General features: G+C 65.5%; 15 protein-coding genes. 8 read left to right on the top strand and 7 right to left on the bottom strand.

Translation table 11 applies throughout. From position 1 onward, the window contains the following. Positions 1 to 317: 317 nt before the first annotated feature. Positions 318 to 794, bottom strand: a complete 477-nt coding sequence (locus HWV23_RS11755) for an Lrp/AsnC family transcriptional regulator (RefSeq protein WP_178290589.1) — start codon at positions 792 to 794, stop codon at positions 318 to 320. Positions 795 to 922: 128 nt separating this feature from the next. Here HWV23_RS11755 and HWV23_RS11750 point away from each other — a divergent pair, with 128 nt between their 5' ends. Beyond that, a complete protein-coding gene (locus tag HWV23_RS11750; protein WP_178290588.1) occupies positions 923 to 1,618 on the top strand; it encodes a carbonic anhydrase in 696 nt (231 codons plus the stop codon). A gap of 7 nt (positions 1,619 to 1,625) precedes the next feature. Here the strand turns inward: HWV23_RS11750 and HWV23_RS11745 are convergent, their stop codons facing one another. From HWV23_RS11745 to HWV23_RS11735, 3 genes are all read right to left on the bottom strand, one after another. Further along, positions 1,626 to 2,756 carry an MFS transporter gene (locus tag HWV23_RS11745; protein WP_178291663.1) on the bottom strand — a complete coding sequence of 377 codons (1,131 nt, stop codon included), beginning with the start codon at positions 2,754 to 2,756 and terminating at the stop codon, positions 1,626 to 1,628. A gap of 95 nt (positions 2,757 to 2,851) precedes the next feature. Next, the gene (locus HWV23_RS11740) at positions 2,852 to 4,729 is read right to left on the bottom strand and encodes a formate/nitrite transporter family protein (protein ID WP_178290587.1); all 1,878 of its coding nucleotides are present in this window, start codon (positions 4,727 to 4,729) and stop codon (positions 2,852 to 2,854) included. A gap of 100 nt (positions 4,730 to 4,829) precedes the next feature. Beyond that, complete coding sequence (locus HWV23_RS11735) at positions 4,830 to 5,759, bottom strand: ferritin family protein (RefSeq protein ID WP_178290586.1); 930 nt, start codon at positions 5,757 to 5,759, stop codon at positions 4,830 to 4,832. 117 nt (positions 5,760 to 5,876) lie between these two features. Between HWV23_RS11735 and thpR the strand changes: the two genes are divergently transcribed. The 4 genes from thpR to HWV23_RS11715 all read left to right on the top strand — a co-directional run bounded on the left by thpR (position 5,877) and on the right by HWV23_RS11715 (position 7,585). Then, complete coding sequence (gene thpR / locus HWV23_RS11730; protein WP_178290585.1) at positions 5,877 to 6,425, top strand: RNA 2',3'-cyclic phosphodiesterase; 549 nt, start codon at positions 5,877 to 5,879, stop codon at positions 6,423 to 6,425. Between the two features lie 74 nt (positions 6,426 to 6,499). Beyond that, a complete protein-coding gene (locus tag HWV23_RS11725; protein WP_178290584.1) occupies positions 6,500 to 6,652 on the top strand; it encodes a 50S ribosomal protein L39e in 153 nt (50 codons plus the stop codon). Beyond that, positions 6,649 to 6,921, top strand: a complete 273-nt coding sequence (locus tag HWV23_RS11720; protein WP_178290583.1) for a 50S ribosomal protein L31e — start codon at positions 6,649 to 6,651, stop codon at positions 6,919 to 6,921. Before HWV23_RS11725 ends, HWV23_RS11720 begins: the two co-directional genes overlap by 4 nt. 1 nt (position 6,922) lies before the next feature. Further along, on the top strand, positions 6,923 to 7,585 hold the full coding sequence (locus HWV23_RS11715; protein WP_178290582.1) for a translation initiation factor IF-6: 663 nt from the start codon (positions 6,923 to 6,925) through the stop codon (positions 7,583 to 7,585). Positions 7,586 to 8,112: 527 nt separating this feature from the next. On the opposite strand, the gene HWV23_RS11710 is transcribed toward HWV23_RS11715, so the two are convergent. Further along, complete coding sequence (locus HWV23_RS11710; RefSeq protein WP_178290581.1) at positions 8,113 to 9,075, bottom strand: transcription initiation factor IIB; 963 nt, start codon at positions 9,073 to 9,075, stop codon at positions 8,113 to 8,115. A gap of 170 nt (positions 9,076 to 9,245) precedes the next feature. After that, the gene (locus HWV23_RS11705; RefSeq protein ID WP_178290580.1) at positions 9,246 to 11,054 is read right to left on the bottom strand and encodes a flippase-like domain-containing protein; all 1,809 of its coding nucleotides are present in this window, start codon (positions 11,052 to 11,054) and stop codon (positions 9,246 to 9,248) included. A 91-nt stretch (positions 11,055 to 11,145) separates the two neighbouring features. Between HWV23_RS11705 and HWV23_RS11700 the strand changes: the two genes are divergently transcribed. Genes HWV23_RS11700 through HWV23_RS11690 form a run of 3 tightly spaced genes read left to right on the top strand, consistent with a single transcriptional unit; the run spans position 11,146 to position 13,298 of the window. Continuing rightward, positions 11,146 to 11,526, top strand: coding sequence for a hypothetical protein (locus HWV23_RS11700; RefSeq protein WP_178290579.1), 381 nt, complete (start codon positions 11,146 to 11,148; stop codon positions 11,524 to 11,526). A 49-nt stretch (positions 11,527 to 11,575) separates the two neighbouring features. Next, a complete protein-coding gene (locus HWV23_RS11695) occupies positions 11,576 to 12,601 on the top strand; it encodes a DNA-methyltransferase (protein WP_178290578.1) in 1,026 nt (341 codons plus the stop codon). A gap of 22 nt (positions 12,602 to 12,623) precedes the next feature. Next, complete coding sequence (locus tag HWV23_RS11690) at positions 12,624 to 13,298, top strand: type I 3-dehydroquinate dehydratase (RefSeq protein ID WP_178290577.1); 675 nt, start codon at positions 12,624 to 12,626, stop codon at positions 13,296 to 13,298. Here the strand turns inward: HWV23_RS11690 and HWV23_RS11685 are convergent. Beyond that, positions 13,295 to 13,633 (bottom strand): hypothetical protein, encoded by a 339-nt coding sequence (locus HWV23_RS11685; RefSeq protein ID WP_178290576.1) that lies wholly within the window; start codon positions 13,631 to 13,633, stop codon positions 13,295 to 13,297. The two genes, HWV23_RS11690 and HWV23_RS11685, sit on opposite strands and share 4 nt — an antisense overlap. Positions 13,634 to 13,640 lie beyond the last annotated feature (7 nt).

Genomic DNA, 13,640 nt, shown 5'->3' with positions numbered 1-13,640 from the left:
ATGATTTTTGAACAGATTGGTCAAATATTGACGGTTGGGAAAGGAGACGGCGAGGGTGACGAGCCGTCGTGGCTCGCGGTGGGACCCATCAGGTTCGTGCTCAATACGTGCGCGCAGTCATCGGATAACCGGCGAGCCGCCTCAACGCGGCCAGTATCGCTACCGAATCGCCCGACCGGAGCATCACGTATCATAGCTGGAACGGGGGTATCTGGTTCAGCGTTGCGCCAGACCGGAATATAAAACCACCCATATCGAACAGTCCGATACGAAAGACGGAGTGGGAGAACGAACTGTTCGCCCTTGCGTCGAACGGGCTACTCGTCGGCGTCCCGGGACGTGAAGTCGTCGAACGGTGTCGTCTCGTGGCTCCGGACGAGTACCTCGTCGGCGACGGTCAGGCCCATTTCGAGGAGTTTCTGGGCGACGGGCGTGATGTCGCCGTCGTTCTCGCCGACGGCCGTGACCAGCAGGTTCTCCTCGCCGGTAACCAGTTCCTGCACCGAGACGACGCCGGGAATATCGAGGATATCGTCGATGAGTTCGCCACGGTCCGGAATCGGGGCCGTACAGAAGAGGAGCATCCGGAGGGGATAACCGGATTGCTGGTAGTCGATATCGGCGCTGTACCCCTTGATGATGCCCTCGGACTCCAGCCGCTGGATCCGTTTGCGGACGGTACTCGACGAGGCCTCGGTGCGCTCGGCGATCTCGCCCGAGGAGAGGTTTCGAGCGTCCTCCTGGAGCGCATAGAGGATTTCCCGGTCGACGTCGTCGGGGTCGTAGTCCGGCATACCCCCTGCTTCTCCTCGAAAATATAAGGTACTTCGGCTCTGTATGCTTCAGTCGACTCTCGGCTCGGACCGCCGCGCCACCACTCTCGGCTCCTGAGAGGCGCGAGGAGAGCACGACGACGGCGACAATGCCACGAACCACCCTCGCTGAACTGCTAGCACGAAACCGGCGGCACGTCGAATCGCTCCCCGAACACCATTTCTCGGCGGTCGAGGAGGTCCAGTCGCCCGCGATGGTCTCGGTCTGCTGTTCTGACTCGCGGGTCTCACAGGAGGGCATGTGGGACGTCGACGAACCGGGCTGGCTCTTTTCGGTCGCCAATATCGGCAATCAGACGTGGGACGCCGTCGGCGACGAGCGGGTCGTCAACGGCGACGTCCTCTACCCGCTCCGCTATACGGAGACCGACACCGCCGCCGTCGTCGGCCACACCGGTTGTGGCGCGATTACCGCCACGCTGGACGACGTCCACGGCGAGACGGACGGGGAGTTGCCCCCCGGCATCAGACAGCGCGTCAGTTGGCTCCGCTCGGTCATCGAGGACGGTCTCGATGACCCGCGCATCGAGGCCGACGGGGACGGCAACCTCGTCGACCAACTGGTCGAATACAACGTCGACCGGCAGGTGGCCTACCTCCAGTCGAACGAAGAAGTGCCCGACGAGACGACGGTTTTCGGCTTCGTATACGATTTTCAGGGCGTCTATGGGGAAACGCGCGGCCGCTGTTATCTGGTCAATCACGACGGCGAGACGGACCTCGAACGGCTCCGCGAGGAGGTCCCCGACGAGTACGGGACCCACGTCCGGCGCCTGCTGACGTAGGGGTCGCTCACTCCTTGCCCATCCACAGCAGGATGGCTGCGGCGACGACGAGCGTCCCCGCGAGACCGGCAAAAGCGACGGTGAAGTTCATCCGTTCGGCGACGACGCCGACGAAGGTGGGGCCGAGGCTGCCAATACCTAAAAAGAGGGTCCGGGCCGCGCCGAGGTCCGCGCCCGTCTTGGCGTCGGGGGCGGCGTCCAGCAGGATGGCGTCGATGACGGGAAACTGCGCCTTGTAGCCGAAGGCAAAGAGGACGATGGCGGCGACGACGCCGACGAACGCCCCAGCGACGACGAGCAGCGCCAGCGACGCGGCGGCCAGTACCATCCCGACGACGGCGACGGTGTGTCGCGCAAAGCGGTCGCTGAGCGCGCCCGAGGTGGGTTTGATGAACAGTCCGAAGGCGAAAAGCAGGGCGTAGGTGCCGCTGGCCAGCGCCGGCGAGAAGTCCTTCGCCTCACGGAGATACTCCGGCAGGAAGTTCAACACGCCGTTGACCATGAAGTAAAAGCAGACGAAGGCGACGATAGTCCAGCGCTGTCGGGGCGTCGCCAGCAGGCGCCGGGCCGTCGCGAGGATTTCGAGGTCCGAATCGTGGACGACGTATTCCTCGCGATTCCAGACGACGAAAAGCACGAGCAGGGCGACCAACAGTACCGCGACGGGAACGAAGACGACCCGCCACGTCGCGTAGGCGATGGCGGCCGCGGCGGCAATCGAGGCGAGGACGCCGCCGAGGTCGGTGCCCGCGCTGAAGACGCCCAGCGCGCGGCCCCGTCGCTCGACGAACAGGTCCGAAAGCACCGCCCGCGAGGGGATGGCATAGAGGCCCTTTCCGAGGCCGAAAACGGCCGTGCCGGCGACGAAAAACAGGAAGCCGCGCGCGCCGCCCATGAGGACACAACCGACCGCGAGGACGAGAAACGACGGCGCGAGGAGGGTCGCCCGACTCCAACTGTCCGAGAGACGGCCGCTCGGATACTGGAAGACGGCATAGACGCCCTGTAGAACCGTCATCGCGATGCCGGCCTCGGTAAGCGACATCGAGAGGTCCGCCCGAACCTCCGGCAACAGCGGCGGAATCGCGAACCGGGCCAACTGCAGGGTAGCCCACGCCAGCACCAACACCGCCAGCATCCGTCCGGTGTACCCGCCGACCAGCCGTTCTTCGTGGGACACGTTCGGAGGTGGGCGACGGGGATACTTTTATACCCGGATTTCCGGTCGGGGAGTCAGGGCTCCGCCTTCTCCGGCTTTTCGCGGTGACTGCTCCCGAAGAGGCGTTCGAGGATGGACCGCTCGGAGGGTCGCTCCGAGAGCATTATCGAGCAGTCGACCTCGCCGACGACGTCGAGATGGAGCGTCTCGGTGACCAGTCGCGAGAGCAGGCCCTGCTCGGTCGCACCGAGGGCGACGATGGTGTGATTCTCGGCCTCGCGTTCGATAGCCCCCTCGACGTCACCGGAGTCGTCGACGATGATGTCCGCGTCACTGAGGCCGCGGTCGACCGCCCACTCACGGATGAACCGCTTGCCGGCCTCCTTGTCCTCGGGGCCATCGACGACGTGGAGTATCGTCACCTCGGTGTCGGCGATCTCCTGCAGGCCGCGGGCCACCTCGGCGCTCAGGTCGGAGTCGGGGCCGCCCGCCGTCGGCAGGAGGAACTTCGAGGTGTCCAGCCCGCGGTCCTTGACGACGAGGAAATCGCAGGGCAGTTGGTTGGTCAACTCCGCCAGCGGCCGTTCGGCGCGGGCGGCGCTCCACAGGCGGCCATGGGTCCAGCCCATCAACACGAGGTCGGGGTCCGTCCGGCGGGCGATGTTGAACACCTCCTCGAACGAGCGGTGCGTAACCGTCGTCGACGTCTCGAAGGTGATGTCGTACGCCGCGGCGTCGTCGCGGAGGGTTTCGAGTTGCTTCTCGGAGGCAGCCGTGATGCGGCGGCGCTGTTTACTTCCCAGCGACATCCGCTCAGGCGCCTGTACCACGTGAACGGCGTGAACGACGGCGTTCTCGTGGCTGCTGGCGAGCATGCACGCGAGTTCGACGGTCCGGGACTCGGTCCGGGGATTCGAGATGGGCACCATGATACGGTAGTCGCCTTCCTCTGTCAGGTCCGTCTCGGAGGGGTCGAGGATGGGCACGTACGAACGGCCGGCCACGCGACCGAGCATCCACTCGGCCGGCGATAACCGGCGTTCGATACCCTCGAACCGCGCGGATTCGAGCCGCTGCTCGCTCGTCTGGAAGTAGTTGACGACGGTGACGAGTACGATTCCGCCGATGGTGTTGCCCAACAGGACGGGCAACACGAAGCCGGTCATCCCGGGGACGAAGGCCAACTCGCCGTGGAACATCAGGTAGAGCGCTTCGGTAAAGGAGACGACGACGTGGAAGAGGTTACCGAGCGGAATCCCGAGGAACGCGAGATAGACGACCACCATCCGTGAGATGGTGTCGCGGGAGGCGAAACTGACCCAGACGACGCCAGCGACGATGAGCCCGGCGAAAAGCGCCTTGAAGAACAGCGACCACCACGCGGTCTCGAAGGCGCCCTTGCGGGCGATATAGAGGGCTTCCTCGGCGGCCGCGGGTTCGAAGACGCCGCCGTATGTGAGCACCACGGCACCGGCCGCGCCGCCGATGAAGTTCCCGGCGAGAACGATGGTCCAGTGACGGAGCAGCGTTGGCAGGCTCGCGAGGCGTTCGATGGTCAGCGCGACGGGCGGCAGCGTGTTCTCGGTGTACAGTTGGTAGCCGCCGATGATGATGTAGATGAAGCCGAGCGGATAGAGCATCGCGCCGATGACCTTGCTGTCGCTCGCCGCGGACATCGACGCGTATAGCAGGAACGTGATGCTGATGGCGAAGCCGGCGGCGATGCCGCTGAAGAGGAGTTCCCGGCCGCCGGAGGTGACTTCCTCGTCGGCGGCGGCGATGATGCGCTGGAACACCTCGTCGGCCGAAAAGCGGTCCCGGACCGCCTCGCCGACCGCGGGTGCGCCGAGTTTCGAGCGTTCGATGGCCTCCCGGACCGACTCGTCCAGTTCCTCCTGGCGAATCTCGTCTACGTCCCCGTTGCCCGGGGGCGACCGGTCGGAGTCGTCCATTACCGGGATTGTCAGACGGCAGGAACTTGAGTTTGCGGGAGACGAGTCGGAACGGACGACCAGTCCGGTTTCCCGCGCTTCCGAAACCGGGGCCGCGTCGTCAGTCGCCGACGCCTTCGAGTTCGGTCAGCGATTCGAGGTCGGGCACGTCCTGGGCGGCGTCTTTGATCTGTTCCATCCGCTCGACGTGTTTCTCGGTGGCGAACTGCTGGAGTTCGGCCGGTTGCGGGCCGACGTTCTCGACGTACTGGTCCTCGGGGTTGGCGGCGATTTTGTTGACGAAGGGCAGGAGTTCGTTGACCGTCTCGTCCAGCAGATGGGGGTCGACGCCCTCCTCGGCGACCAGTTCCTTCAGTTTCGCCATCCCGAAGCCGACGTGGCGGCCCTCGTCCTGTCGAATCTTGGTAAAGCCCTCGTAGATGCCGGGCAGATGCGGCAGGTCGGTGTGGCTGTCCTTCGCGTAGGACTGCTGCATCCCGTAGTAGCCCGTCTGGGCGAGGATACCCTCGATGACGAGATGGTAGTGACAGTACGCCCGCGCGAAGTCCTCGGGCGTCGGGTCATCCAGCAGGCGGTGGGTCGCTTCCTCGTTGCGCTCGAAGAGTTCGTGGTAGGCGTCGTTGAACCACTTGTCGTCGGTCGGCGACGAGAGTTCGAAGCCGAGCGCCTCCTCGGTTGGATGGATGACCTCCCGCCAGTAGCGGTCGAAGTGGTCGGTGTGTTTGGCCTCCTCGTAAATCTGGGTCGTGATGAACATCTGGTCGTCGAGGTCATCCAGCGCCGTCGCCAGCGGCGCGAGGTCCTCGGTGACCGCCTGCTCGCCGGCGCCGAAGCGGGCGACGCCCATCCGCATCGAATCCAGCATGGCCTCGGCGCGGTCCTCGCCCTCCAAGTACGAGATGAGCCGCTCGCGGTCGGTATCGAGGTCGATGTCGAAGGGGTCCCAGTGGCGTTCGACGGCGTTGCGATAGTAGCGCGTCCCGCGACTCTCCCGGTCGAGTTGCAGGTGTCGTGTGCTATCGATATTCATGGTCCGGTAGCTAGTACGTGGGCATCCACAAAGGTGTTACACCCCAAAGGAAAGGCCCGTTCAAAAGGGAGCGGGCCGAAACCGGCGTTTAAGACCGTCGGCGCCCAATACATGTGTATGCGACTGTTCGTTAGCGTCGACATCCACGACCTCGCCTCGGAGGTCGACCGGATTCAGGCGCCGCTTCGGGAGTTGCCGGGCATCAACCCGACCGACCCCGAACAGGCCCACATCACGATGAAGTTCCTCGGCGAGAGCGACCACGACCTCGACGACCTCACCGGCGCCATCGAGGCCGCCGTGGAGGGCGCCGATACCGGCGCCTTCGAGGCGACGTTCGAGGGTCTGGGCGTCTTCCCCTCGCTGGATTACATCAGCGTCATCTGGCTCGGCGTCTCGGAGGGGACCGAACCGCTCACCACCCTCCACGAGAACCTCGAATTCGAGACGACCGCGCTCGGCTACGACGAGGAACGCCACGAGTTCACGCCGCACGTCACGCTGGGCCGGATGGACCACGCGGCCGCCAAGGAAGACGTCCAGCGACTCGTCCGGGAGGAAGACCCCGAGGCCGGCACCTTGCACGTCGACGAACTACGACTGAAAAAGAGCACGCTGACCGAGGAGGGGCCCGAATACGAGACCGTCGAGCGGTTCCCGCTCTGAGCGGGGCCATCGGCGACCGTTGCGGGACCCAAAGGAACAAGAATTTAAACACAGCGAGGGAAGACTCGTCTACTATGGGTAAGAAATCGAAGGCGCAGAAGAAGCGGCTGTCGAAGCTCGAAAACCAGAACAGCCGCGTGCCCGCGTGGGTCATCATGAAGACGGACCGCGACACGCTTCGCAACCACAAGCGCCGCAACTGGCGGCGGAGTGACACGGACGAATGAGCGCTGAATTCGACGAGCGCGTCATGACGGTCCCGCTTCGCGACGTCCTCGCAGAGTCGAAGGGCCAGCGCGCAGACAAGGCCATGAACCTCGTTCGCTCGCACCTCGCACAGCACTTCAACGTCGACGAGGACGCCGTCCGACTGGACCCCTCCATCAACGAGGAAGTCTGGTCCCGCGGCCGTTCGAAGCCGCCGAAGAAACTCCGCGTCCGGGCCGCTCGCTTCGAAGAAGAGGGCGAAGCGGTCGTCGAAGCAGAGACCGCATAACGTGCTCCGGGCGGCGCTTTCCGGTTCCGACTACGTCGGCGTTTTCGCGCGGGCCACCGACGACGTGTTACTCGCTCGGCCCGACATCGAGGAGTCCCTACTCTCGGATTTCGAGGACGAACTCGAGGTTCCGAGCGTCCAGACCACCATCGCCGGGTCCGGAACCGTCGGCGCCCTCGTCGCGGGCAACGAAAACGGCCTGCTGGTCACCGAACGCGTTCGTGACCGCGAACGGGACCGCATCGCCGACGTAATCGACCTCCCGGTCGTCGAACTCCCCGGCCGCATCAACGCCGCCGGCAACGTCGTCCTCGCCAACGACGAGGGCGCGTACGTCCATCCCGACCTCTCCCGAAAGGCCGTCCAGGCCGTCAGGGACGCCCTCGACGTGCCCGTCGAGCGTGGGATGATAGCCGACGTGCGGACGGTCGGCACCGCCGCCGTCGTCACGAACGACGGCGTGCTCTGTCACCCGAAGACCACCGACGAGAAACTCGACTTCCTCGAGGACCTCTTCGGCGTCTACGCCGACATCGGGACCGTCAACTACGGCGGCCCGCTCGTCGGGTCCGGCCTCGTCGCCAACTCCTATGGCTACATCACCGGCGACGCCACGACCGGCCCAGAGTTGGGTCGCATCGAGGACGCCTTAGGTTACATCTGAAGCCACTTTTTGCACGAGAACGCGGGTCGCGCCCGCTTCGGGGCGCGACCCCGGTTCTCGGCAAAAACGTGGGGAAAATATGCGCGCGTACTCCTTCCGCGGCGCCTTCGGCGCCGCTCCAGTCCGTGCGCGCTACGGCACCTCGCTTCGCTCGGTGCGGGAACCGCCTCGGGGGCGACCTCCGGACGCCCCCGAGGCGGATGCTTCTCTGGATAGTAACTCTGTCAGCACGGAGCGAGAGGAAGCAGACCTCTCGCTACGCTTTATTTAAATTAAAATATCGGAGCATCCGCGAGGGCGGGGTCGAAGAACCCGCCCGAAGCGGTTCGCCGCGCCGAGCGATAGCGAGACGCGACCATAGGGAGCGTCTCGAAAAGGCGAACGGCGAACGAAGTGAGCCGTGAGCCAAGTGAGGCGCGGGACCGAGGGCCGACCATCGGGAGGCCCGAAGTGTCTTTTTCATCGAAGTTTTTGCCGGCGAGCCGAAGGCTCGCCGTGCAAAAAGTTCGGTGTAGAAAGTGGGTGTTCTAAGCTACGGCGAGGTCCTGCTCGGCTTCGAGCAGTTCGTGGTACCGGTTCCGGATGGTGACCTCGGAGATGTCGGCAACTTCGCTGACGGCGGCCTGCGTGGTTTTCTCGTTGGTCAGGAGGGATGCGGCGTAGACCGCAGCGGCCGCGAGGCCGACGGGCGATTTGCCGGAGTGGACGCCCTGCTCTTTGGCGTTCTGGAGGAGTTTGCGGGCGCGGTTTTCGGCCTCGTCGGAGAGTTCGAGGTCGCTGGCGAAGCGGGGTACGTAGCTTTCGGGGTCGGCGGGTTGGACTTCGAGACCCAGTTCGCGGACCACGTAGCGGTAGGTACGTGCGATTTCGCTCTTCTCGACGCGGGAGACGCCGGCGACTTCGTCGAGGCTTCGGGGAACGCCGGCCTGCCGGGCGGCGGCGTAGACCGACGCCGTCGAGACGCCCTCGATGGAGCGGCCCGGCAGGAGGTTCTCGTCGAGCGCGCGGCGGTAGATGACCGAAGCGGTCTCTCGGACGTTGTCCGGGAGGCCGAGGGCGGAGGCCATCCGGTCGATTTCGCCCAGCGCCTGCTTGAGGTTCCGCTCTTTGGAGTCACGCGTCCGGAAGCGCTCGTTCCACTTGCGGAGGCGCTGCATCTTCTGGCGCTGGTTGGACGAAAGCGAGTTGCCGTAGGCGTCCTGGTCTCGCCAGTCGATGTTCGTCGAGAGCCCCTTGTCGTGCATCATGTTGGTGGTGGGGGCACCGACGCGCGATTTCTCGTCCTTCTCGGCGCTGTCGAAGGCGCGCCATTCGGGTCCGCGGTCGATTTCGTCCTCCTCGACGACGAGACCGCAATCGCGGCAGACGGTCTCCCCGTGTTCGGTGTCGGCGCTCAGTTTCCCGCCGCATTCGGGACAGCCGACCTCCTCTTCGTCTCGTTCGGATTCCGTTTCCGTCTCGGTCGTTCGTGTTCGAGTGTGCTTGCTCATGCTACAAGGCGGGTGCTACCAGGTGGGATACGCCCCGAAAAAGCCCGGTCAGCGGTTCGCTATCATATACAAGTAGTGGCAGTATTTAAATGCCACGATATTTTCGAGTGCTGGAACCCGACAGCCCCGTTTTTGAGCGATTCAGCGGAACGGAAACGGGTCCTTAAGTATTAATCGTGGGGTGGCGTGTCACGTTCTGCCTCGCTTGCACCTTCGACGGCCGTCGTCAGCGAGACGTTGAAGAACAGCGTCGAGGCGATGCCACCGGCGACGGTCACGAGGTTCTTGATGGCGTGGTCGACGATGGCCGCGCCGAGCGCGACCGGCCAGACGACGGGCGTCAGCGCGACGACGATGAGCGTAAAGGCACCCTCGTAGAGGCCGATACCCCCCGGAGACAACGGCAACACTTTGGCGAGGTTACCGACGCTGACGGCGAAGAAGCCGACCGCGACCAGCGCCCACAGCGGGACGTCCACGCCGAAGGCCGCGAAGACGATGATGGCGGTGACGACGTCGATGCCCCAGATGAGGAGGCTGGTCGCACCGACGACGGCGAAGGCCCGGCGGTCCTCGGCGATGGTCTGGACGTCGCCTGCGAACTGCTCGACGACGCCCGCGACGTAATCGACGTAGGAGTCGCTGCTGATGCGGCCGAGCGCCGACCGCACGAGGTTGCGCTCGGAGCGGGCCGTCGCGAGGATGACCCCCACTGCAAGCAGGGCCGCGAGGCCGACGCCCCCGGCGACGAGGACGGCCTGTCGGCCGCTTTGCTCGACATCGCCACCGGGACCGGCCGACTGGAGCGCGGTTACGTCGACGCCAGCGGCCGCCAGCGCGAGCAGCGTGGTCCCCGCCATCACCGTAATCGTCAGCAGGTCGAAGACGCGCTCGATGGCCAGCGAGGCAAAGCCGGTCGGATACGGGATGTCCCGGCGGGCTTTGACGATGTAGGCGCGGATGGCGTCGCCCGCCCGCGCGGGGAAGACGAGGTTGCCGGTCTGACTGATAAAGACCGCCCCTGTGAGGAAGCCGATACTCTCCCGATAGCCCAACTCCGAGAGGATGTCGCGATACCGGAGGCCACGGAAGGGCCAGGAGGCGAGATACACCAGCGTCGCGACCGCGACGAGGGCCGGGTCAGCGTTGCGCATCTCTTCGAGGACCTCCGTCGGGTCGAGATAGACGGTCATCAGCGCGACGGCGAGGACGATGAGTAGCGTCCCGGCGGCCATCGTCACCCGGCGGTCGATTTTCGGGCGGACGCCGAGTTGCCACCACAGGCGCAGAATCTGGCTGCCCATCCCGAAGACGTCACGGACGAGGTCGACCTTCGTGTCCTCTTGGGGCTCCCAGTCGACGGGGAACTCCTTGATGTCGTAGCCGGCCCGCTGGGCGCGGACGAGTATCTCGGTGTCCCAGAACCAGTGGTCGTCCTCGACGTCGTCGGCCAGCGACAGCAGGGCGTCGCGGTCGAAGGCCTTGAAGCCGCACTGGTGGTCCTCGACGTCCGAGCGCAGGAAAAGACGCACGAGCGAGTTGTAGCCACGGGAAGCGATATCCCGTTTAAAGGGTCGTTCGGCGACGTTGCCGGGCATCCACCGCGAGCCAGTGGCGACGTCGTAGCCATCGGTTCGAATCGCCTCGACGAGTTCTTCGAGGTGGGCCATGTCCGTCGCGAGGTCGGTATCGAAGTAGACGAGGACGTCGCCGTCGCTTTCCTCGAAGGCGCGTTCGAGGGCGCCGCCGCGGCCCAGCCGGTCGTCGCTGTGGAAATGCCGGATTCGGTCGTCCTCGGCGGCTAGCCGGTCGGCGATTTCTGGCGTCCGGTCCGCACAGCCGTCCTCGGCGATGAGCACCTCGAAGGCATCGGCCGGCAAAAAGGAGGCGAGCGTCTCGATGGTCACCTCGACGGTGGACTCGATAGTGTCCGCCTCGTTGTAGGCGGGCAGCACGACGCTTACCTCCCGGTCTGTCATCGGTGTTTGCTGGGGTTGGGCCGGGTATCAACCTTCTGTCTGCGCGTCCGGTGCCACAATCGATTTGGTGAACCCAGGAGTAGGGTCGCCAATGCAGACGCAGACGCTGGTCATCGGCGGCGCCGTCGTGCTCGGGCTTCTCGTCCTATTGGTCATCCTCAAGGTCGCCTTCGGCGGCAAAAGCGAGGCTCAGAAGAAACGTGACCGCGCCCACGAACAGGCCCAACAGCGACCGCCCGAAGAGGCCGCGGAGAAGGGCGAGACCTACGAACTCGTCGTCAAGGAGACCCAGTACGACCGCTCGCCCCCGGAGGTCCGGGGCACCATCAACGGCCTCCAGACGTTCGTTCGCGAGGTGCCGGCCCCCGGCAGCAGCGACGCGCTGTCGGAAGGTGAGACGGTCCGGGTTCGCGTGGTCGACTACGGGACCGAGGGGACGACCGCACAGGCGCATTTCATCGGGCGGGCATAGAGGGTCGGAAAACCGCAAGACACCTTACCCGCCCCCTGAATCACCACCTGTGCAGACGACCCACGAGATACGCGTCGGCGACGCCCGCGAGTTCGAGGTCGTGTCGGGAAGCGTCGACCTCGTCGTCACGTCGCCGCCGTATCCGATGGTCGAGATGTGGGACGAGAGTTTCGCCGCCCAGAGCCCCGCCGTCGCCGATGCCCTCGAATCCGGCGACGGGGAGGCCGCCTTCGAGGCGATGCACGACCTGCTGGACGACGTCTGGGAGCGGGTCGCCGACGCACTCTCGGAGGGCGGCATCGCAGCCATCAACGTCGGCGACGCCACCCGGCGCATCGACGGGCAGTTCCGACTGTATCCGAACCATGCCCGGATTATCGAGGGGCTCGCGGACGCCGGCCTCGACCAACTGCCGGGAATCGTCTGGCGCAAACCAACCAACAGCACGGCGAAGTTCATGGGGTCGGGCACCCTGCCGACGAACGCCTACGCGACGCTGGAACACGAGCACATCCTCCTCTTTCGGAAGGGCGGAACCCGCGATTTCCCGGCCAAGGACGAGGACCGCTACGCCTCGGCGTTCTTCTGGGAGGAGCGCAACGAATGGTTCTCCGACTGCTGGGAGGTTCGCGGCACCGGCCAGACGCTCGAGAACGGCGCCCGCGAACGCTCCGGAGCCTTTCCCCTCGAAATCCCGCTTCGGCTCGTCCGGATGTACTCGGTCCGCGGCGATACCGTGTTGGACCCCTTCGTCGGCACCGGCACCACGTCGCTGGCGGCGCTCGTCGAGGGCCGCAACTCCATCGGCATCGAGCGGAACGCCGAACTCGCCGAGGCCTTCGAAAAGCGGGCGACGGAAGCGCCCGGCCTCTCTGTGACCATCGCCGACGAGCGCCTCGACCGCCACCGCGAGTTCGTCGCCGACCGCGACGACGAACCGAAATATGAGGCCGAACACTACGATACCCGCGTCGTGACCAAGAACGAACGGCGGATTCGCCTGCCGACAGTCGCCGAGGTCGAACGGGCCGGCGAGGAGCCCATCCGGTTTACCGCGACCCACGAGCCCTTTTAATATCGGCGTCCACAGTTCGGCCATGACCCTGACGTTCGATTCGTTTCGCCTCGCGGCCTCGACCGCGGACCTCTCCGAGGAGTCGGCGGCCCGCGAGCACGCCGACTGCGTGGAGTTCCGGATGGACCTCGCCGACGACCCCCTCGATGCGCTCGCGGAATACGACGGCGAGCTCCCGCTACTCGTGACCAACCGGGCCGACTGGGAGGGCGGCGAAGCCGACGACGGCGGCCGTATCGACGCGCTGAAGCGGGCCATCGAACACGAGGCGGTCGAAGCCGTCGACATCGAACTCGCGGCGCTGGAGGATGGCGAGGGGCTGGACCTCGTCGAGGCCGCCGAGGAACGCGACGTCTCGGTCGTCGTCTCGACCCACGATTTCGAGGGGACGCCCTCGAAGGGGGAACTCCAGTCGCTTTTGACACGCGCGTCGACCTACGGCGACGTGGCCAAACTCGCGGTGACGGCCGAAAGCCGGGCGGACGCACTGGCGCTGCTCGGGGCCACTCACGAGATGACCGGGCGCGGCGAGCGCGTGGCGACGATGGCGATGGGCGAGGCCGGCAGCCACACCCGCGCCGTCGCGCCGGTTTACGGGTCGAAAATCGGCTACGCGCCGGTCGACCCCGAGAAGGCGACCGCGCCCGGCCAGTACGACCTCGAAACGCTCCGCGAACTGGTCGACCGACTCACCTAATCGCCGTCCGTTTTCGCGTCCCGTTCGGCGAGATACGCGAGGACCACAAGCAGGTTCACGACCGGCATCACGGAGGCGTGGAGCCACACCCGGTCCGCCTCGTCGCCGCGGCGTCGGACGTCGTAGTACACCCATGCCGGAACGAGTAGTTCGACGGTCAGGAAGCCAAGTGCGAGGAGGCGGACCGGCCGGGAGACCGAACCCAAAAGCGTCGTCCAGCCGAGCACGCTGGCCGAAACGACGGCGAAGGCGCCGACGAGCGTGAGCAACTCGGCGACGAAGAAGGGGAACAACACGTCGCCGTCTCCGTCGTTGCTGTCGCCGTTCTCGCCCATACGCCCA

This window comes from Natronomonas halophila (assembly GCF_013391085.1).
Classification (GTDB): Archaea; Halobacteriota; Halobacteria; order Halobacteriales; family Haloarculaceae; genus Natronomonas; species Natronomonas halophila.
This window is presented reverse-complemented; position numbering and strand designations above follow the sequence as displayed.

Bases quoted from the DNA above. Each gene is read 5' to 3' on its own strand.
- HWV23_RS11720 (WP_178290583.1), top strand. From the start codon at position 6,649: ATGAGCGCTGAATTCGACGAGCGCGTCATGACGGTCCCGCTTCGCGAC.
- HWV23_RS11690 (WP_178290577.1), top strand. From the start codon at position 12,624: ATGACCCTGACGTTCGATTCGTTTCGCCTCGCGGCCTCGACCGCGGAC.
- HWV23_RS11750 (WP_178290588.1), top strand. From the start codon at position 923: ATGCCACGAACCACCCTCGCTGAACTGCTAGCACGAAACCGGCGGCAC.
- HWV23_RS11710 (WP_178290581.1), bottom strand. From the start codon at position 9,075: ATGAGCAAGCACACTCGAACACGAACGACCGAGACGGAAACGGAATCC.
- HWV23_RS11755 (WP_178290589.1), bottom strand. From the start codon at position 794: ATGCCGGACTACGACCCCGACGACGTCGACCGGGAAATCCTCTATGCG.
- HWV23_RS11725 (WP_178290584.1), top strand. From the start codon at position 6,500: ATGGGTAAGAAATCGAAGGCGCAGAAGAAGCGGCTGTCGAAGCTCGAA.
- thpR (WP_178290585.1), top strand. From the start codon at position 5,877: ATGCGACTGTTCGTTAGCGTCGACATCCACGACCTCGCCTCGGAGGTC.
- HWV23_RS11685 (WP_178290576.1), bottom strand. From the start codon at position 13,633: ATGGGCGAGAACGGCGACAGCAACGACGGAGACGGCGACGTGTTGTTC.
- HWV23_RS11745 (WP_178291663.1), bottom strand. From the start codon at position 2,756: ATGCTGGCGGTGTTGGTGCTGGCGTGGGCTACCCTGCAGTTGGCCCGG.
- HWV23_RS11740 (WP_178290587.1), bottom strand. From the start codon at position 4,729: ATGGACGACTCCGACCGGTCGCCCCCGGGCAACGGGGACGTAGACGAG.
- HWV23_RS11735 (WP_178290586.1), bottom strand. From the start codon at position 5,759: ATGAATATCGATAGCACACGACACCTGCAACTCGACCGGGAGAGTCGC.
- HWV23_RS11700 (WP_178290579.1), top strand. From the start codon at position 11,146: ATGCAGACGCAGACGCTGGTCATCGGCGGCGCCGTCGTGCTCGGGCTT.
- HWV23_RS11705 (WP_178290580.1), bottom strand. From the start codon at position 11,054: ATGACAGACCGGGAGGTAAGCGTCGTGCTGCCCGCCTACAACGAGGCG.